This is a genomic window from Planctomycetia bacterium, assembly GCA_015200345.1.
In the GTDB taxonomy this organism is placed as follows: Bacteria; Planctomycetota; Phycisphaerae; order UBA1845; family UTPLA1; genus PLA3.
In genome coordinates this window covers 1,027,381-1,046,168 of record CP054187.1, presented here as the reverse complement: position 1 = coordinate 1,046,168, position 18,788 = coordinate 1,027,381, and the positions used below count along the sequence as shown (strand labels likewise).

16 protein-coding genes are annotated in these 18,788 nt (G+C 63.7%); 6 read left to right on the top strand and 10 right to left on the bottom strand.

Annotation, left to right across the window (positions count from 1 at the left end; all coding sequences use genetic code 11):
- Positions 1-52: 52 nt before the first annotated feature.
- A complete protein-coding gene (locus HRU71_04455) occupies positions 53-610 on the top strand; it encodes an SRPBCC family protein (GenBank protein ID QOJ02784.1) in 558 nt (185 codons plus the stop codon).
- Between the two features lie 18 nt (positions 611-628).
- Here the strand turns inward: HRU71_04455 and HRU71_04450 are convergent, their stop codons facing one another.
- The 3 genes from HRU71_04450 to HRU71_04440 are packed head-to-tail and all read right to left on the bottom strand — an operon-like array spanning position 629 to position 3,675.
- The gene (locus HRU71_04450) at positions 629-1,081 is read right to left on the bottom strand and encodes a ClbS/DfsB family four-helix bundle protein (protein QOJ02783.1); all 453 of its coding nucleotides are present in this window, start codon (positions 1,079-1,081) and stop codon (positions 629-631) included.
- A 5-nt stretch (positions 1,082-1,086) separates the two neighbouring features.
- Positions 1,087-2,574 (bottom strand): carboxypeptidase M32, encoded by a 1,488-nt coding sequence (locus tag HRU71_04445; GenBank protein ID QOJ02782.1) that lies wholly within the window; start codon positions 2,572-2,574, stop codon positions 1,087-1,089.
- Between the two features lie 33 nt (positions 2,575-2,607).
- A complete protein-coding gene (locus HRU71_04440) occupies positions 2,608-3,675 on the bottom strand; it encodes a PA0069 family radical SAM protein (protein QOJ02781.1) in 1,068 nt (355 codons plus the stop codon).
- 641 nt (positions 3,676-4,316) lie between these two features.
- Here HRU71_04440 and HRU71_04435 point away from each other — a divergent pair.
- Positions 4,317-5,990 (top strand): hypothetical protein, encoded by a 1,674-nt coding sequence (locus HRU71_04435; GenBank protein ID QOJ02780.1) that lies wholly within the window; start codon positions 4,317-4,319, stop codon positions 5,988-5,990.
- Between the two features lie 19 nt (positions 5,991-6,009).
- Positions 6,010-6,753: a hypothetical protein gene (locus tag HRU71_04430; protein ID QOJ02779.1), complete on the top strand. Its 744-nt coding sequence runs from the start codon at positions 6,010-6,012 to the stop codon at positions 6,751-6,753.
- 204 nt (positions 6,754-6,957) lie between these two features.
- Here HRU71_04430 and HRU71_04425 read toward each other — a convergent pair whose 3' ends face one another.
- The 6 genes from HRU71_04425 to selB form a co-directional block, all read right to left on the bottom strand.
- Complete coding sequence (locus tag HRU71_04425; protein ID QOJ02778.1) at positions 6,958-7,818, bottom strand: ABC transporter permease; 861 nt, start codon at positions 7,816-7,818, stop codon at positions 6,958-6,960.
- Entirely contained in the window at positions 7,815-9,011 is a 1,197-nt protein-coding gene (locus HRU71_04420; protein QOJ02777.1) for a glycosyltransferase family 4 protein, read from the bottom strand. The genes HRU71_04425 and HRU71_04420 overlap by 4 nt, the downstream gene beginning before the upstream one ends.
- A 189-nt stretch (positions 9,012-9,200) precedes the next feature.
- Positions 9,201-10,685, bottom strand: a complete 1,485-nt coding sequence (pyk, locus tag HRU71_04415) for a pyruvate kinase (protein QOJ02776.1) — start codon at positions 10,683-10,685, stop codon at positions 9,201-9,203.
- Between the two features lie 142 nt (positions 10,686-10,827).
- A complete protein-coding gene (locus tag HRU71_04410) occupies positions 10,828-12,021 on the bottom strand; it encodes a cofactor-independent phosphoglycerate mutase (protein ID QOJ04916.1) in 1,194 nt (397 codons plus the stop codon).
- A 2-nt stretch (positions 12,022-12,023) separates the two neighbouring features.
- Entirely contained in the window at positions 12,024-13,475 is a 1,452-nt protein-coding gene (locus tag HRU71_04405) for an L-seryl-tRNA(Sec) selenium transferase (GenBank protein ID QOJ02775.1), read from the bottom strand.
- Positions 13,472-15,439 carry a selenocysteine-specific translation elongation factor gene (gene selB / locus HRU71_04400; protein QOJ02774.1) on the bottom strand — a complete coding sequence of 656 codons (1,968 nt, stop codon included), beginning with the start codon at positions 15,437-15,439 and terminating at the stop codon, positions 13,472-13,474. The genes HRU71_04405 and selB overlap by 4 nt, the downstream gene beginning before the upstream one ends.
- Before the next feature lie 143 nt (positions 15,440-15,582).
- Between selB and HRU71_04395 the strand changes: the two genes are divergently transcribed.
- Complete coding sequence (locus HRU71_04395; GenBank protein QOJ02773.1) at positions 15,583-16,104, top strand: hypothetical protein; 522 nt, start codon at positions 15,583-15,585, stop codon at positions 16,102-16,104.
- 26 nt (positions 16,105-16,130) lie between these two features.
- Positions 16,131-17,195, top strand: a complete 1,065-nt coding sequence (gene ychF / locus HRU71_04390) for a redox-regulated ATPase YchF (protein QOJ02772.1) — start codon at positions 16,131-16,133, stop codon at positions 17,193-17,195.
- A 129-nt stretch (positions 17,196-17,324) separates the two neighbouring features.
- Here ychF and HRU71_04385 read toward each other — a convergent pair whose 3' ends face one another.
- A complete protein-coding gene (locus HRU71_04385; protein ID QOJ02771.1) occupies positions 17,325-17,729 on the bottom strand; it encodes a hypothetical protein in 405 nt (134 codons plus the stop codon).
- Between the two features lie 204 nt (positions 17,730-17,933).
- Here HRU71_04385 and HRU71_04380 point away from each other — a divergent pair, with 204 nt between their 5' ends.
- Entirely contained in the window at positions 17,934-18,785 is an 852-nt protein-coding gene (locus HRU71_04380) for a DUF1460 domain-containing protein (GenBank protein QOJ02770.1), read from the top strand.
- Positions 18,786-18,788 lie beyond the last annotated feature (3 nt).

Below are 18,788 nucleotides of genomic sequence, written 5' to 3'. Positions count from 1 at the left end.
TTCAGGCTAGGGCGACGAGACATTTCGGCGGGCCGAGCGAGGTCGGTGTACGATGACGACGGCTGCGAACAAGAAGAGGCGACCGATGTGGCAATGGCTGCTCGTTGGCGTGGGAGGTCTGGCGGGGCTGGTGTTGCTGATCGCGGGGATCGGGCTGATGCTGCCGCAGGGGCACGTCGCGGCCCGGCGAATAACACTACGCCAGAAGCCCGACGTTGTTTGGGATGTGATCGCGGATTTCGAGCAGGCCGCGAGTTGGCGCAAGGACTTGAAGTCGGTTCGCCGCGAGCCGGACCGCGATGGCCGGCCCGTTTGGACGGAGGACGGCAGCAACGGGCCGATGATGCTGGAGCGGATCGAGGCCGCGCGGCCCACGCGACTGGTGACGCGCATTGCCGACGAGAACCTGCCGTTCGGCGGGCGGTGGGTTTTTGAGATCGAACCGGCGGCCGAGGGCAGCCGTGTGACGATCACGGAGGAAGGAGAGATTTACAATCCGATCTTCCGGTCTCTGGCGCGATTCGTGTTCGGTTACACGTCATCGCTGGAGTCGTATCTGAAATCGCTGGGCGGCAAGTTCAGTGAGGAGGTAACGCCGACTGCACCGTAATTCATGTTACGCCATTTGCTACGTGCTGTTCTTCATTCGCTCCACCGCCGCCTTCAACCCCTCCCAGTGTTTCTCATAGTGCCCCGCGCCGGTGAAACCGATCCACTCGCGCACCGGCGAATCGATCAGCATCGCATCGGGCACGGCCTTCACCGCTGCCAGAAACCGCTCCTCCGCCGCGCGAAGCTGCGGCAGCAGCATGACGAACGACATGCGCCGATTCCTGCGATACACCTCTTCGTTCACCTTTTCGAGATCGTAATCGGGCATGGGCTTGCCGGCCGCCAGCGATGGAATCTGCGCCGCGCCTTCGGCTGTCCAATGCGCCAGATGCCCCGCGAGATCACGCACGTTCCACTTCGGGCCGACCATCTCGCGCTCGGCCGACGCGTCATCGAACCGTCCGAACGCCTCGCGGAATTGCTGGAAGCGCTTGTCGATGTTCTGCAACAGGGCGGCTTTGAGATCCATAAGACTCACAATCCATAAATGGGGGAGAACTTCTCACGCACGTACGCAAGGAACGGTTCAATCGACGGCGGTTTGCCCGTGACACGCTGCACGAGGTCGGCCGCGCGATAACGCTGGCCATGGCGATGAATGGTCTCGCGCAGCCAGTCGAGCAACGGGCGAAGCCGACCGGCGCGAATCTGGTCCGGCAGATCGGGGATGGCTTTCTTCGCGGCGTCGAAGAACTGCGCGGCGTAGAGATTGCCCAATGCGTAGGTCGGGAAGTACCCGAACGCGCCCATGGACCAGTGGATGTCCTGCAAGCAGCCCAGCGCATCGTCAGGCGGCGTGATGCCGAGGAACTCCTTCATGCGAGCGTTCCACGCTTCCGGCACGTCTTTCACCGCCAGCTTGCCGCCGATCATCGCACGCTCCATCTCGAATCGTACAATGATGTGCAGGTTGTACGTCACCTCGTCGGCTTCGACGCGGATGCATGACGGCTGAACGACGTTGATCGCCGCATGGAATTGATCCAGGCTCACGTCGCGCAGCGATTCGGCAAACGCAGTCTGGGCTTCGTTGTAAAACTTTTCCCAGAATCCTCGGCTGCGCCCGACGAAGTTCTCCCAGAGGCGCGATTGCGATTCATGAATGCCAAGGCTGACCGGCTGGCCCAGCGGCGTAAAAGCGTGGTCAACAGGCAATCCTTGTTCGTACAGCCCGTGACCGGACTCATGCAACACACCGAATACGCTGGGCGAGAAAAAGTCCTCGTAGTAGCGCGTCGTCAATCGAATATCGCCGGGGTAGCTGCCCGAACAGAACGGATGCTTGGAGACATCCAGCCGGCCGGCCGTGAAATCGAACCCGACCACTTCGGCCATCCGGCGGGCGAACTTTTCCTGCGCCGCACGGTCGAATCGGCGATGCAGCACCGCCGGGTCCGGCCGCTTCGGCGCGTTTTGCAGACGCTTGACGAAATCAGACAGCGGGCCGCGCAGCGCGCCGAACACATCGGCCACCTGCGCGGTGGTCATGCCCGGTTCGTACTCATCCAGCAGTGCATCGTACGGCTCGGCGGCGTAGCCGATCGCGTCGGCGACCTGCCGCTTGAGGTCCAGCAGGGTCGACAGGTGCGGGGCGAAGGCGGTAAAGTTTTTCTCGGCGCGCGCCTTGCCCCACGCGTCCTTCGCAAGCGTCGAGGCGTGTGCGATCTTGCGAATCAGCTCGGCGGGTAGCTTCACCGCGCGGTCGTACCCGCGGCGTATCTCACGCAGGTTCGCGGCCTGCGATTCGTCCGCATCTTTGCCTTCCAATTGGCCGAGCCATTCCCCGATGCGCGGATCGGTCCGCCGCTGATGCGCCAGCGCGGCCATCAGTGAAAGCTGCTCGGCCCGCGCGGGCAGGCCCTTCTCGGGCATGACGGTCTCGCTGTCCCAGTCGAGCAACCCCTCGATGGAAGACAGGATGTTGGCTTCTTTCACGGCGGCGATCAATTCCGTATAGGACATGGACGGGGTTCCCGATGCAATGCGAAGCTGGGGTCACTCATCAAACAACCGCAATTGTATCGTCCGCCCGGCGTTTGTGTTGTCCCTGCTGGCGTTCGCACTGGCGGTGTGCTCGCGGAGGTTCTGCATCGCGATTCGCTTCACCGGCTTCAGGCCGTACTTCACCGCGCAGACATTGAACAATTGCCGGATGCCCTGCCAGTATGTACCGCTGCCGCGCATGCGATTGCCGAAGCGGGGGTCATTCAATCCGCCGCCGCGCATCTCGCGAATGCGGTTCTCCACGCGCTGCGCACGCAGGGGCATCGCCGACCGGATGCGTTCGAGAAACACGGGCGCGACGCTTCCCGGAAGCCGCAGCGCCGTGTACCCCGCCGACTTCGCGCCGGCCTCCGCCGCCAGCCGGAGCACTTCCGGCATCTGCGTGTCGTTCAATCCCGGAATGATCGGCGCACACAACACGCCGACGCGCAAACCCGAGGCCGCAAGCTGCCGGATCGCTTCGAACCGGCGCGAAGGCGGCGGCGCGCCCGGCTCGATCAGCCGCGCCGTTTCGTCGTCGGCGAAGGCGACGCTCATGAACACGTTCGCCCGGGCGGCGCGGTTCAACTCCGCCAGCAACGACGCATCGCGAATTACGAGAAAGCTCTTGGTAATGATCGTCGCGGGGTTGCGACAGGCGAGGCAGACCTCGAGGCAGCTGCGCGTGAGCTTGTAAACCGCTTCTTGCGGCTGATAGCAGTCGGTCACGCCGGAGAAGCAGATCGATTCGCCCTGCCAGCTTTTCTTCTCAAACGCCTTGCGAAGAAGTTCGGCCGCATTGACCTTCGCAACGATTTTCGTATCGAAATCCGTCCCCGCGCCGTAGCCGAGATACTCGTGCGTCGGCCGAGCGTAGCAATAAGCGCAGGCGTGATGGCAGCCGCGATAGGGATTGATCGACCAGCGGAAAGGGATATCGGGGCTGTCGTTCTCGGAAAGTATGGACTTGGCGTGTTCTTCGTAGATTTCGACCTTCGCATCGGGCGGCTCGCACTCGAGCCACTCCCGCGCCTCGGAGATGAACGGATTCGGTGGATTGGAGACGCGCCGCAGGGCCATGGCGGCGGAGTCTATTAGGTATATGTTAGGGAGTCAACCGGGCTTGGGTAACGGGTAATGGTAGCGTTTGCGTTTCGATCCGGGCCGCGACCGTCTGCACTTGACGTTGCGAAGCAAAATCAAGGGTGAGGGAGCGGGTCCGTGCCCGTCCGAGCCGCCGCAGTCATGCGGCGGAATCAAACCAAGCCGAGACCATGCTTTCTCTCGGCGCATCGAGGACGCAACCTACGGCGCTGCACTCGGCCATCGTCCAAATTCTACTGGCCCAATCCTTCTGGCTTATCGCTTACGGCTCATGGCTTCTTGCTGTCAGAAGGCGAACGGCTCCTGGCACATGGCTGCCTGCCGGCGAACGGTTACTGGCGACGGGCACAGGGTTTAGGGCAAACCGCAGAAAGTCCGAAAAATTCCCTTGACACGCCTTCGGCACCTGTGTTACACTGCCGTCATCGTGGGGCCGGACGGGCCGCCCACCGGGCAATCGGGCGGCTGATGGGATGCCGTTGGCGCGTCGCTTGACGCAGGAGGCCAGACCAATGGACCGGCGCAGTTCGCTACGACCCGCAGCCGTTCTCTCTCTCTCTCTCTCTCTCTCTCTCTCTCTCTCTCTCTCTCTCTCTCTCATGCTCTGCGCGCTGACCATGCGATCCACGGTCGCTGAAGACCCGCCGCCGGGCGGCAATACGGAGCCGCCGTACGGGCATCCACCGTGCGGAATAGTTCCAACTGAAGGCACGCCGGTCTTTGAAGGCGCCATGGGCTGGGCCAAGTACGCGTTTCACAATCCGCCGCAGAATTACAATCCGAACACGTGGTATGAGGTGACCCACCCAGGGGATTATCTTCCGGGCGTTGAGACGCCCATTCAGCACACGCTTCGCTACGCCATCGAACAATTGACCGGCCCGCGGAACATCAAGGTGCTGGTCAACGGCGAGATCAAATTGAAGTCCATGTTAAGCATGGACAACCAATCGTACGTCAAGATCACCGGTGAATACGCCACCGGGATCGGCCCGACCATCATCGGCGACGAGTTTCGCATCAAGGACTGCGACAACGTCGTCCTGCGGTACATGCGATTCCGTTCCGGCGTATTGGACCCGGAGAATCTCCGGTACCACTGCGGTCGTTCACTGAATATCTGGGGCGACCAAACCGGCTGCAACGATATCATCGTCGATCACTGCTCGATCGGCGCTTCGCGCGACGACAATATCTCGGTCAGCGGCAAACTCTGTCGCGTTACGGTTCAGAACTGCATCATCGGCGGCGGTGCCATCGGCTATTCCCGCGCCGGCATCGGCTCCGCCCACGGCCCTGCCCATGAGCACGAACGGCTGACCTACTGCCGCAATCTGATTACCAACACGCTGGAGCGCCAGCTGGTGTTCACCGGCCCGGGCCGGGTTGACTTCTTCAATAACGTCGTTTCCATCAGCCGCCGGGCGCTGGAAATCTGGTCGGGCGATGGGACGAACGGTCCCAAGATGAACATCATCAAGAACCATTTCCAGACGCCGAATTTGTATCTCTCGCGGAGCGGTTTTTTTGAAGATCCGATTCGAGCCGTCGAGACAGAGAATCCCTACACGCCGAATTCTAACTCGCCGCTGCTCGTCCTTAGCACTGGCGATAACACCCTGCATATCAGCGGCAACTTGTACCTACGGTTCAATGTCACTGCTGGTGAGTACGAGTTGACCTACACAGGTAATCAATGGGACATGACGGTCAGCCAGACGAGTCCGCCAACCGCAATCTACACAAATCTGGCGACCAGTCTGAAAAAGGATGGTGCGTGGGACATGCCTTCGGACACAATACTTGATGTTGAAGAGGTCGAGGGGCATGTGCTGGCGAACGCGGGATGTCGATTGCCGCTGTCCAACCCGGCATTGGACTCGTACGACCAAGCGCTTCGTGCGGCGCAGCTCATCACCGGCAACTCGCCGAGCAATGTCGTGTTCCCTGATAATCTTCCAACGAACGACGGCATACCCGGTACGCCGACCTTACTCTATCCGCTGCACCAGGCCACCGGCGTCCCGACCACCGTCACGCTGACGTGGGATGAAAGCGATGAGACGGATTGCTATTTAATTGCGATCGGAACAACCGATCCGCCGCCACTTAGTTCGCAGTGCATCCAAAACCCCTGTTGCTCCACACCGAGTCAATGCTGCACGCCCGATAGTGAGTTCGAAATTTCTGGCTTGCAGAGCGGCACCACCTATTACTGGCAAGTCGTATCGCGAGATAGTTGCGGGCACTTTACATACAGTGCTGTACGCTCGTTTACGACTGCGCCTTGAACAGGAAAGGGGAGTTGACATGTACAAGAACACTTGGCTTTGCGCCACCTTTCTTGCCTTCGGAACAAATGCGTTTCAATTGAGTCATGCTGGCGTTGTCGCCTGGCAACGCGCCGATCCGTTGACTCCAAACTCGTTCATTGACCAACAGGGAACAACCGGCACATCCTTGTTCCTACGCTGCGACGCGACGGTCAATGAGTGCAAGTGGCGCATTACAACCCGCGCGCGAATCGACGACGGCACGCTCACGGGCTATTCGCTCTGGATACGCGATCCGGCCGGGGCGGCCACGCAGTTGAGCTTGTCAGAGACAAGTGTCGTCGGTTCGCCATTCACCAATCATGTTCTGCCCCCAGTTGAGAACCGCCCCGACGGCGTGCTGTCATCGCTCATTGTTGGTTTGCCGCAGGGCGGAAGCCCGATCCCGGCTGGGCCGACCATCTACAACCTGCACAGTTACGTATTGACGACGCAGGCCGGTATTGCCCCCGGCACGCTGACGCAGCTGCGCGCCGGCTCCGAGGGATTCGGTGGTTTCGAGCCTGGTGTCCAACCCCCCTTCAACAACCGCCGTGCCGTCGCCTTCGGCGCGAATCCCGGCTTCCAGATCTTCGGTGGCGAATGGCCCAATCCGGTCATTCACATCAACTACGTCCCCGAGCCCGCCACCGCCGCGCTGCTCCTCGCCCCGGCGGTGATGTTGCGCCGCCGGCGGCCGCGCGATCGCTCCCACCAGCGCGATCAACGTCGCCGCGCTTGAACCGCGCGCTTGAACCGCGCCGCAACCGTCAAGGAGCCGGCTCGTGCAGGTCCGAGCCGCCGCAGTGATGCGGCGGAACCCATTTCTCGTGGTGCGTCGAGTCACAGATCCGCCGAGGCGGAGACGCGCCCTACGACTCTGTTTTTCCATCATCGTGACCCCACCTTCGCTCCGCGAGGATGGGGCACCCGTCCCGGATGGATTTCAAATACATTCGGCGAATCGGGCCTCGCGGCGGCCGAACCAGGTCCAGCCGACGGCGAGCGTCGCGAGGCTGATCGCGGCGGCGAGAGCGAAGGGGGCGTCAAAGGGCCAGCGGCCCATGAGCAGGCAATCGCGCAGGCCGCGGATGATCGGCGTCATGGGGTTGAGCTGGATCACGGCGCGTTTCCATCCGGCCGTCGCGTCGAGCTGATAGACGACGCAGGTAACGAACATCCAAAGCTGAATGACGGAGCGGAAGAGAAACGCTACGTCGCGGAAGAAGAGGTTGGCCATGGCCAGCAGCAGGGCGAGGCCGATCATGAAACAGAGCATCACGAGCAGCACCACGGGCAGGGCCAGCAGCGCGGCGGAGAGGTTGAGCTGCCACGCGCCGGTGAGGTGCAGGTAGGCGGCGTAGGCGGCGAGGACGGTTAGTGCGATGAGGAAGTCCACGGCGGCGCTAAGAATGGCGGCGAGGGGGAAGACCTCGCGCGGGAAATAGATTTTCGTCACAAGCTGCCGGTTGACGACGAGCGAACCGGTGGCCGCGGTCAGGGCGTTGGCAAAGAAGGTCCAGGGGACGAGACCGGCGAGGGCGAAGAGCGAGTAGGGCAGGCCGGCATGGCCGGTCAGCCCGCGCGGGTCGATGGCCGAGACGGTGCCAAATACGAATGTAAAAATACCCATCATCAGAACGGGCGGCAGGACGGCCCAGGCCGCACCGAGCAGCGAGTGCTTGTAGCGCACGCGGATATCGCGCCAGGCCAGCATGCCCATGAGTTCGCGATAGCGCCACAGGGCGGCGAGCCGGCCGGTGGACGCGGCGGGGCGTTCGGGTCGCAGGGCGGTCAGGATCGTCACGGATGCGTCTCCAGGTCAGCCAGGGCGGGGTCATGCGAGAAGTTCAACGTGGACCGGGCAGCGGCGCGGCGTGCGCGGAGTTTTCGCGCGAGCGCTTCGTAGCCGGATGCGTAGCGGGCGACGGCGGTTTGCTGGTCAAAGCACTCGGTGACGCGCACACGGGCGGCGCGGCCCATCGAATCGGCCTTGGCCGGATCGGTCAGCAGTCTTTTGATAGCAACAACCAGCGCGCCGGCGTCATCGGGCGGCACGAACAGGCCGTTGCGCTCATGCTCGATCGCGTCGACGTTGCCGCCGATTTGCGCGGCGATCACGGGCAGTTCGCACGCCATCGCCTCCAGCAGCGCGTTGGACAGCCCCTCCCAGCGCGACGGCAACACGAACAAATCCGCCGCCTGGTACCACGGCAACGGGTCATCGCAATCCGTGCTGAAGCGTGCGACGAAGTTCGGCTGCGAAAGGGCTGCTGCGCGGCGCTGCAATTCGCCGTTCAGGTCATCGCGGCCAATAAATACAAAAATTGTTTTTTTAGTCCAGCCGGCCGGTAGCATCGCCGCGGCGTCCAGCAGCACGTCCTGGCCCTTGACCGGTTTGTAGTTCCCGACGCAGAGGATGATTTGTTGATCCGAGGTCAGGCCCAGCCTCGCGCGAATCGCCGCGCGATCCGATGCCGGCGCGAAGCGGTGCACGTCCACGCCGTTCGGCTTGGCGACGAAGCAGCCCATCGGCAGACGCAGGCTCCGCTCAATGCTGCGTGCCGCGGACTTGCTGACCGCCCAGCGCGCGTCGCACCGGAGCGCCGCGCGACCCAGCGCCGGTTTGCGCAGCGCGGGCAAATCGTCCTCGGCCGTTTCAAACCCGTGAAACCCCAGTACCACTGCGATGTCTCCCGCACGTTCGGCCGCCACCAGTCCGTCGAGCAGCATGGAGAGGCCTCGCAGATGCAGGATGTCCACGCGATGCGCGATCAGTTGTTCGGTCAGTGCGTCGGCGAATCGCGGGTCGGTTTGGGGACGCGCCAGATCAATCGATCGCACGTTCGATGGAAGCGGCGGCATGACCCCGCCGTTGCGCGTCAACACAATGTGCCGGAAGCGATCAGCAGGCAGGTGCCGCAGAATCGTCGCGAGCTGCCGCTCGGTCCCGCCGACGGCCCAGCGATGGATCGGATGGCATACAGTAATGAGTGACATGACGCACTGCCTGAAGCGAGTCGTTAAAAGCCGTGTTCCGTGAGTCGGGCGCTGGTTGCATTTCGCCGGCGAGCTTGCTCGCCGCATCTCGAACGTACGCCACAGGCCCCTTTATTCATCGACGAAACGCCGGGCGCGCGTTGATCCGCGCAAGGATTGCAGTGCGGGGCTTCGGCGGAATCGGCCGGTTCAGCCGGTGAAGCGGGGCAGGCCCTGATCGGCCGTGCTGACGAGGTGAATCAGCAGGGCATTGGTCGCGCCGACGTCGTTGAGGTGGGTGCCGGCGATGACGATGGCGAGATCACCCGGCCTGGCAAGTCGCTTCTCGATGAGCGCGTCGTCCACGTCGCGCAGCATGGCGAGGATGCGTTCCTCGCGCTTCAGGCAGACCGGCGTCACGCCGTAGTACAGCGCCATGCGGCGACAGACGAATTCATTGGGCGACAGGCCGATGATCGGCGCGGGCATGCGCGTTTTGCTAAGCAGGCGCGCCGTGTTGCCGCTTTGCGTCCACACCGCCACAAGCCGGGCATCGAGCTGACGCGCCAGCAGGCTCGCGCCGTGCGCGACGGCCGTAGCGACGCGGCTGACGGCGTCGGTGGCTTCGTCCTGATCGGATCGAAGCTGCAGCGCGACGTAACCCTCGGTCTCGACGGCGATGCGCACCATCATGTTGACCGCGTCGACCGGAAACTCGCCGACGGATGTTTCGGCCGAGAGCATGATCGCGTCGGCCTTGTCAAGAATGGCGTTGGCGACGTCGCTGACTTCGGCGCGGGTGGCGGTGGGCGACTCGACCATGGATTGAAGCATCTGCGTGGCGATGATGACGGGCCGTGCGGCCAGGGCGCAAAGGCGCGTGATCTGCTTTTGCAGCAGCGGCACGCGGGCCAGGTCCATTTCGACGCCGAGGTCCCCGCGCGCCACGAGGACGACATCCGCTTCGTCGATGATGTTCGTCAGGTGGCGGATCGCCTGCACCGTTTCAATCTTCGCGACGATACGCGGGGCGTCGGGCGTCTGCGGAAGCAGCGCGCGAAGCTCCTGCAAATCATCGGCGGTGCGTACAAACGACATCGCGACGTAATCCACGCCGTGCTGCACGGCCCAGGCAAGATCCTCGCGGTCCTTTTGCGTGAGCGCCGACATTTGCAGCATGCTGTCCGGCAGGTTGATGCCCTTGCGCGTGGAGATGGCCCCGCCGACTTCGCAGACGCATTGCAGGCGGTCTTCCAGCACACGGCTGACGCGCAGACGCACGTTTCCATCGTCGATCAGCACGCGATGGCCCTCCTGAACCTCGCGGACGATTTCAGGGCGATTGGTGCTGACGCGGGTGCGGTTGCCGACGACGTGCCCTCCGACGATGTCCAGCGTGTCGCCGACGGCAATGACAAAGCTGTCATCCTCGACGGGATCGACGCGAATCTTCGGGCCGCACAGATCCGCCATCACGGCCTTGTGCGTGCCCAGTTCGCGATTGATCGCGCGGATGCGCTCGAAGACTTGCGCGTGTTGTTCGAGTGTGCCGTGGGAGAAGTTCAATCGAAAGACATCGACGCCGGCCAGGGCCAGCGCGCGGAGCGATTCGGGCGACTGCGACGCCGGGCCGATGGTGGCGATGATCTTGGTGGAGATACGTGGCGCGGTGCTTCGTGCATCGACGGAGGTCATGGATGATGCTTTCCGAGATTCTCGCTGCCGTCTGGTCGGGGCAGCACGGTCCGCGGCGAGCAAGCTCGCCAGCTGAATTGAAAGACCCAAAACGGTTCACTCACCACAAACCGCAACCTACTGACCACGGATCTCTGCTCGCCTACGTACGCAGGAAATACTCCATCAATTCATGCCCCGGGTCAATGCGCAGATCACTGCGGACGGCCGTCGATTCCGTAAATGCGTCAAACGAAAGCAGGCGCGGCAGGTCCGCGCCGGCCATGCAGAAGGGCGGAGGGGTGTCGGTGTGCGTGCGGCGGCCGACGGGCGTGGGATGGTCGGGCGCGATGAGAATGCGCCATTTGTCGAACAATCGCAATTTGTCGAGCACCGGACCGACGATGAGCCGGTCGATCTGCTCAAGGGCCTTCACTTTTTCTTCTGCGCTGCCCAGGTGACCGGCTTCGTCGGGCGCCTCGATGTGAACGGCGACGAGATCGTATTCATCCAGCGCCGTGACGGCGGCCTGGCCTTTCGCGGCGTAATCCGTGTCGATGTAACCCGTCGCGCCCGGTACGTCGATGATCGGCCAGCCCAGCAGTTTGGCCAGCCCGCGGATGAGATCAACGGCCGCGATGGCCGAACCGCGAACGCCGTATCGCTGTCGAAATCTCGGCATGATCGGCACGACGCCCTGCCCCCAGAGCCAGATCGCGTTGGCCGGGACTTCGCCCAGGTCGGTTCGGACGTGATTGATGTCGTGTTCCGCGACGATCTTCGACGCGCGCAGCATGATGTCGCGGATGCGCCGGGCCGCGCCACCGCGCGGCTGGTACTGATCGACCGGCTCGTTTGGAATGTCGTGCGGCGGCATGCAGGCGACGTCGATCGCACTTGGATCGCGGATCGTCATGAGGTTGCGATACGACACGCCGGGATGGAATCGCACGCCTTCGCGCACAAAGGCCGCATCGAGATCCTTCATCAGCCCGGCCGCCTCCACCGACGAAATATGCCCGGCGGTGAAGTCCGTCATCTCGCCGTTGGTGAGGTTCACCAAGTTGCAGCGGAAGACCACGTCGTCCTGATGGATCGGGATGTTCCTCGCCACGGCTTCGATCGGGGCACGACCGGTGTAATGCTTCGCGGGATCGTAGCCCAGAAGTGACATCGTCGCGACATCACTTCCCGGCGTGAAACCATCGGGCACAGTCCGAACCACGCCGATGCGGCCCATGCTGACGACCGAATCCATGAACGGGAGATCGGCCGCCTCCAGCGGCGTTCGATCCCCCAGCGCCGGGACCGGCTCATCGGCCGCGCCGTCTGGAAGAATGATGGCGTATTTGGTCATCGTCACTCACCGGACGCCAGCGCACTCGCCACCGCCGTCACAATCTCCGCCTGCTCGGCCTCACGCACCGTGCGAAGGTCGAACAATACACGATCCCCCTGTACGCGTGCCAGCACCGGCGGCGAACCCAGCCGCAACCGCCGCGACCACGCATCGACCGGCCGATCATTCGGCGGTGCCCAGCAGACGACGGCCGTCGGCAGCGGCCAAGCCGGCAACGAGCCGCCGCCGGCGAAGCTGTCATCGCGCTGCGCGGTGAACGCATCGCGGCCGAGTCTCGCACCCAGTGCCGCGTGCAGGGCATCGCAAAGTCGTCGCGCACGCGCTTCGACGGACTCAATCGTTTCGGTTAGCCGGGCCAGCGTGGGAATCTCGCTCCGTGCCCGCGCGGGATCGAGATACAGCTCCAGCGTCGCCTCCAGCGCAGCCAGCGTCAGCTTGTCCACACGCAAGGCTCTTGCCATCGGGCTTTGACGCAGCTTGTCGATGATGCTCGATTTGCCCAGCAGGATACCGCATTGCGGACCGCCGAGCAGCTTGTCGCCACTGAATGCCGCCACATCGGCACCGGCGCGCAGGCTGGCCGTCGCGGTGGGTTCATTCGCCAGCCGCCACAGGTCGTCGTCGATCAGCGCGCCGCTGCCGAGATCGTCAAAGAAGACCAACCCGCGCGCGTGCGCCAGCGCCGCCAGCTCCGCCGCCGCCGGGCATTCGGAGAACCCGACGACTCGGTAGTTACTCGTGTGGACGTGCATCAGCAGGGCGGTTCGCTCGACGATGGCTGTTTCATAATCCCGAAGGTGCGTCTTGTTCGTGGTGCCCACCTCGCGCAGGATCGCTCCGCCGGCCGACATGACCTCGGGCAGCCGAAACGAACCGCCGATCTCGATGAGCTGGCCGCGCGAGACGATGACCTCACGCCCGCGCGCCAATCCGTGCAGCACGAGCATCGTCGCGGCGGCGTTGTTGTTGACGATCAGTGCCGCCTCGGCACCGGTTAATTCGCGAAGCAATTGCTCGGCGTACAGCCCCCGCCGGCCGCGCTCGCCCGAATCGAGGTCGACTTCCACGTTGCAGTAGCCCGCCGCCTCGGTCAGTCGTTGCACAGCGGCGTCACCGAGCGCGCTTCGCCCCAGTCCGGTGTGCAGGATGATGCCCGTGGCGTTGATGACGCGCGCCAGCCGCGGGGTGCGCCGTGCGGCCAGTCGCGCCGCGGCGTCAGCGAGAATGGACTCGATCCATGTTCCGCCCGCGGTGGCGCCGGGGGAATCGCGGTCAACGGATACACTCGCGATCCGATGCCGCACGGCATCGAGCGCGTCGCGCAGTGCATCGGTCAGAACGCGGCGAGATGCCTGTTTCAAGTCGCCACGCTCCGAGGCCGCCTTGAGAAGCGCCGTCATGGAGGGCAGTTCGCGCAGCGCATTCGGCCGGCTGCGTTGGTGTTTGCTCATTGCTCGCCCTCGACCAGCACACGCTCATCGCCCACGCGCCGCGTCACGCGCGCGCGATCCAGATGTTCCAGCACCGGTTGCACCACCCGGCGCGACAACCCCAGCGCATCGCGAACCTGCGCCAGCGTGAAACGCCGGCCGCCCGCGCCAAGCTCGCGCACCGCCTTCTCGAACCGCGCCAACACCGAGGCGGCAATGAATTGCTGGGGTGCCATAAGCACAAGCCGCGCGTCGCACCGCGCGAGCTCCTCCAACGCCCGGTTGCGCGGTCTGGAAACGCCTGTCAGAGCGCGAAGCGACGACCAAACCGGAGGATCGAATCCCGCTGCCGTGATCTCCTCCACGATTCGCTCCAACCGCGCCGCGTCCTCCGCCGACGCCGCGCCTTGAAACGCCCGATCGGCGACGTACGGACCGCGCGCCACGATGCGCCCGGTCTGTTCGAGCCGCGCGGCGACGGCTCGGCCGATGCCCGCGCCGGACCGCTTCTCCAGCCAGGTGACGAATCGATCGCGCAAGAGACCGGGCTGCGCCGGATTCGCGGCATGATGCCGGGACAGCATGGCCATTGCGCGATTCTCCAGTGCCGCCATCGCGTCACGATGCACTTCGCACGCCGGCGTGACGCGAACGAGCACGCCGCGATCACGCAGGGCGTTCAGCATCGGCGACACCTCGCCGATCATGCAGCTCGCCGCGCAGGCGAGTCCGGCCGGCGTGGCCGATTCGAATCCCGCGACCCGCAACGCCTCTTCGAGGCGAACCTGCGCATCGGCTGACTCGGAGCGCTCCAGAGACGCCGCGACATCCGGCTGGGCGCGTCGTAATCGCTGTGAAACCGGCCGGATGACCGCGCCGCCGCCGAGTGTAACTTGGGCCGTCTCATTGCGGAGGATGAAACGCTGACCGTGGGCGCAGACGACCGGATCGGCGAACCGCAGTTGCACAAGGGCGTCGCCGCCGGGTTCGATTTCTCGTGCGCCGATCACAACGAGCATGGCCAGCGTTTCGCATGTGCCCATGCAGACGCGAACGCGTTGGTGCGAGCGAAAGGACCGCTCGCCGCGACGCAGCAATCGCACGCGCGCGTCCACGTACCGCGTCGGTGTGAGATAACCCGGCGTCGCCAGCTCCATGCCGCGCTCGATCGGCTCGCGATCAATGCCGGTCAGGTTGAGCGCCGCCCGCTGTCCGCCCCCGACTCGCGTCGCCGCGGTGCCGTGGCTCTGCAACTCGCGTACTCGGCAGGTGACGCGGGCCGGCAGCAGTTCCAGCGTCGACTGCGTCGTTGCCTGACCGCACAACACCGATCCCGTCACGACCGTGCCCCGGCCATGAACGGCGAACACGCGATCAATCGCCAGACGGAATACATCTCCCGCGGAGCGATCCGGCAACTCGCCCGCGAGCTCGGCAATTGTCCGGCGAATCGCATCCAGACCCCGTCCGCTGCGTGCCGATACCACCACGACCGGCCACTCCGCCAGCGGCAGCCCCGATACCAGCTTGGCGATCTGTTCGCGGACGATCTCGATTCGATCCTCCCGGACGAGGTCGGCTTTCGTGATCGCGATCACGCCGCGCACGATGCCCAGCAGATCAAGAATCTCCACGTGCTCGCGCGTCTGCGGCATGACCCCGTCGTCCGCCGCGACCACCAGCATCGCCAAGTCGATGCCCGTCGCCCCGGCGACCATCGTGCGGACAAACCGTTCGTGTCCGGGGACATCGACGATGCCGACCGACATGGGACACGCCGCGCCGTCATCCCGTGACAAGCTCAACTGTGCGAAGCCCAACTCGATCGTCATGCCGCGCGCCTGCTCCTCCGGCAACCGGTCCGGATTGGTCCCGGTCAGCGCTTGCACGAGCGACGACTTGCCATGGTCGATATGGCCCGCCGTGCCAAGAATGCACCCGGTACGGCGAGTGTGGAGACCAAGCGGTGGGGAAGCGGCAGACATGGCCATATCGTAGCCGCAGCCGAAGGAATTCGCGGGGGGGGTAGGCAGGTATGCGGGGAGCGGTGGGGGTGTTAGACTTGTCCGGACGACGAGCGGACGGGTGGTTCGATCCGGGATTGCTTCATCGTTCAGTGAGCACGCGCATGACGGAGTCCGGTCCTGCGAATGCAGGCGGGTTGAAGAGCGATTCGATGGACATGGTGTCAGAGGCGAGGAGCCTGCGACGCAAGATGGTGTTCTGGCGGCGCATGGCGTGGCTCGCGCTGGGCATGGCCGGCATCGTGCTCATCATCCTCTGGCAGCGGGGTCAGCAGCATCAACACGTATGCGAGCAATCGATGAGGGCTTACTTTCGTGAAGCACTCCGGCGCGACTTGGCGAAGCTGCCCAGGGAGCTGCTCGAGGAGGAATGGCGGCGGCTCCCGCCGCCCGGCGGCGAAATGATCACCTCGCAGCATTACAATCTCATTGTTCGCAACTGGCACACCGCGCCGATCGCGGGCGAGCCGGTTCCCATGGCGGTCTGTGCAACGCCCCATGCGTCGATCCCGCGGGCTTGTCGGAACGTGCTGATGTACGACGGGCAGCAAGTGAAAATTCTCTGGTTGGCGGATGCCTCGCTGAACGAAATCGTGAAATCCGCCGAGCGCGACGACACCCCCTGACGAGTTTCTCGCACCGAGTACGCACCATGAAGTTTGCTCTCATCGGCCCGATGCAATCGGGCAAGTCAACGCTTTTCTCCGCGATCACGGGCCAGCCGTATGACACCGGTCACGCGCCGGCCGAGCGCCTCGCATCCGTGCCGGTCCCCGACAAGCGTTTGGACTACCTCGCCGAGGTTTACAAGCCCAAGAAATACACGCCGGCGCACCTCGAGTTCCTGGATATTCCAGGTTTCTCCCTCGCCGATGCCGGAGGCGTGGCGGAGTTTCGCAAGGCCATGCAAAGCGTCCGCAAGTGCGATGGCATCGTGGCCGTCGTGCGCGGTTACGAATCGCCGAACGTTGCGTCCTATCGCGGCCGGGTCGATCCTCGCGCCGACGTGGACGAGTTGCACGCCGAGCTGATCTTCGCCGACTTGGAGCAGGTGACGAATCGAATCGAAAAACTCGAAAAGAGCGTGCAGAAGCCGACCAAGACGCGCGACGCGGAGCTGCGCGAGCTGGCCATGATGAAGCGCGTGCGCGAGGCCTTGGAAAGCGAGTCACCCGTCTCCAGCGCCATTCACAACGACGAGGAGCGCGGCATCGCCGCCAGCTTCGGGTTTCTTACGCTCAAGCCGGTCATCGTCGTCGTCAACGTCGGCGAGGCCGAGGTCGGCAACCCGCCGCCCTTTGAGCATCCGCACGCCCGCGCGACGATCGCCCTGGCGGCCGAGATTGAAATGGAAGTGTCGCAGTTGGAGCCGGCCGATCGCGCCGCGTTTCTCGCGGACCTGGGCATCGCCGAGCCGGCCCAGGCGAGGCTGATCCGCGCGTGTTATGACGCCGTCGGGTTGATTTCGTTTCTCACCTGTGGCGAGGATGAAGTCCGAGCCTGGACGATCACCAAGGGCACGACGGCGGTCGACGCCGCCGGGAAGATTCACAGCGACATTCAACGCGGGTTTATTCGTGCCGAGACGGTTTCTTACGCCGACTTCGAGGCCCACAAGGACATGAAAGGCGTCAAGGCCGCCAACAAGGTGCGGCTCGAACCCAAGCACTACGTCGTGCTCGACGGCGATATCATCAACTTCCGATTCAACGTCTGATCCGCGTTGCGCGTCAATAGACACCGAGCCTCGAGCGGGAGTTCGCCGAGGCCCGGTGCCATTCAGCCTGTGCTCATCATCGCCGGCCGACGCTGGGCCGGCCGGGCGATGGCGAGCGTTGATTGCGAGTTACCACGCCACGCGCGAGCGGCGCGTGTTGCGCGTGCGGGTCGTCCGGCGCTTCGCCCAGCTCTTGCTGACGCGGCTGCGCTTTGAGACGTTGCGGCGCGACTTGCGGGCATAGCTCTTGCGAGCGTAGCTCTTCCGGGCGCGGCGCGTCGCGGTCTTGACGCTCGTGAAGCGACCCATCTTGAAGTTCTTGCAGATCCACGTGTTCCCACCGAAACCGAACTTCTTCCACTGCCGGGCGTACTTGACCAGCCACTTGCAGATTCGAGCGGCTTCGTTCTTGATGAACCGTCGCTCGGTCGGGTTCGTGCAGGCCTTGAACCGCTTGACCAGTCGGTTGAACGCCTTCTGCTTTCGGACGATCTGGGCCTTGAAGGCCGACTTGTTGCTCTTCGTAAAAGTCATGTGTCCTGTCCTCACAAGAGTCTTGCGTCGGCCCCTGGTCCAGTACCGGGGCCTGTTGCCGTGCTGGTCGGCTGGAAATGCGGGCAAGTTAAGTTACTCTGTGAAATTACCGAGCGGCCGGGCGAACGGTGTTATCGGCCGAGCAGCCATAAGTCGCTGTTGCAAAAGGGCTTGTGTGTCGCCGTGCCGTTGAGCTGTGTCGTGATGGACCTTCGCATTTTTTCGAGATCGCCCCGTCAGGCACTTGTGCTGGCGATTCTACTGACGTCTGTTTTGAACGTCAGGTGTCGGCCGCCAGGCCCCGATGCGCTGCCCGTCTACGGCGATAAGCCGCTCTGGCAGTTCACAGATGCCGACCTCGAAGCGTATCTGCGCGATTTACACGCGCGCGAGCCGGACCTGCGCCGGCGCGTCGTGGAAATCGCCCGCCGAACGATCGGCCAGCCCTACAAACTCGGTCCGCTGGGCGAGGGCGGCGCCGAACCATACGATCCCGATCCACTTTATTGCCTGACGGCGAGCGATTGCGTGACGTTTGTCGAGCAAACGTGGGCCATGGCCCTGTCGCGCGACAAAGCGGAGTTCCTCGACACCTTGCGGCGGATTCGCTATCGCGAGGGCAGGATCGGCCTGCTCACGCGCAATCACTTCACCGAGGCGGATTGGAACGTGAACAACGCGTGGCTGTTTGAAAGTACAACGGCGGCATTGGGTGGCGCAAGCGTGCGTGCTTATAAGCTGACAATCAATCGCAGAACTTTTTTTGAGAAGTACGGATTGAATACGGACGCTCCAGTCCAGCAGTGGTCGGACGAATACATACCGGTCGCATCGCTCGAGCGGGTGTTGCCGGTTCTGGCGGACGCCGACGTCATCGAGTTTGTCAAGAACGAGAAATCGCCCTTCGTCGGCCACCTGGGCCTCATCACGCACGACGCGAACGGCACCGTGATGCTGCTGCATTCCGGCGAGCCGGCTGTGCAGGAGCTGCCGCTGATGGATTACCTCAAGCGGCATCCGACCATCGTGGGGGTGAAGGCGCTTCGCGCACGTTGACCT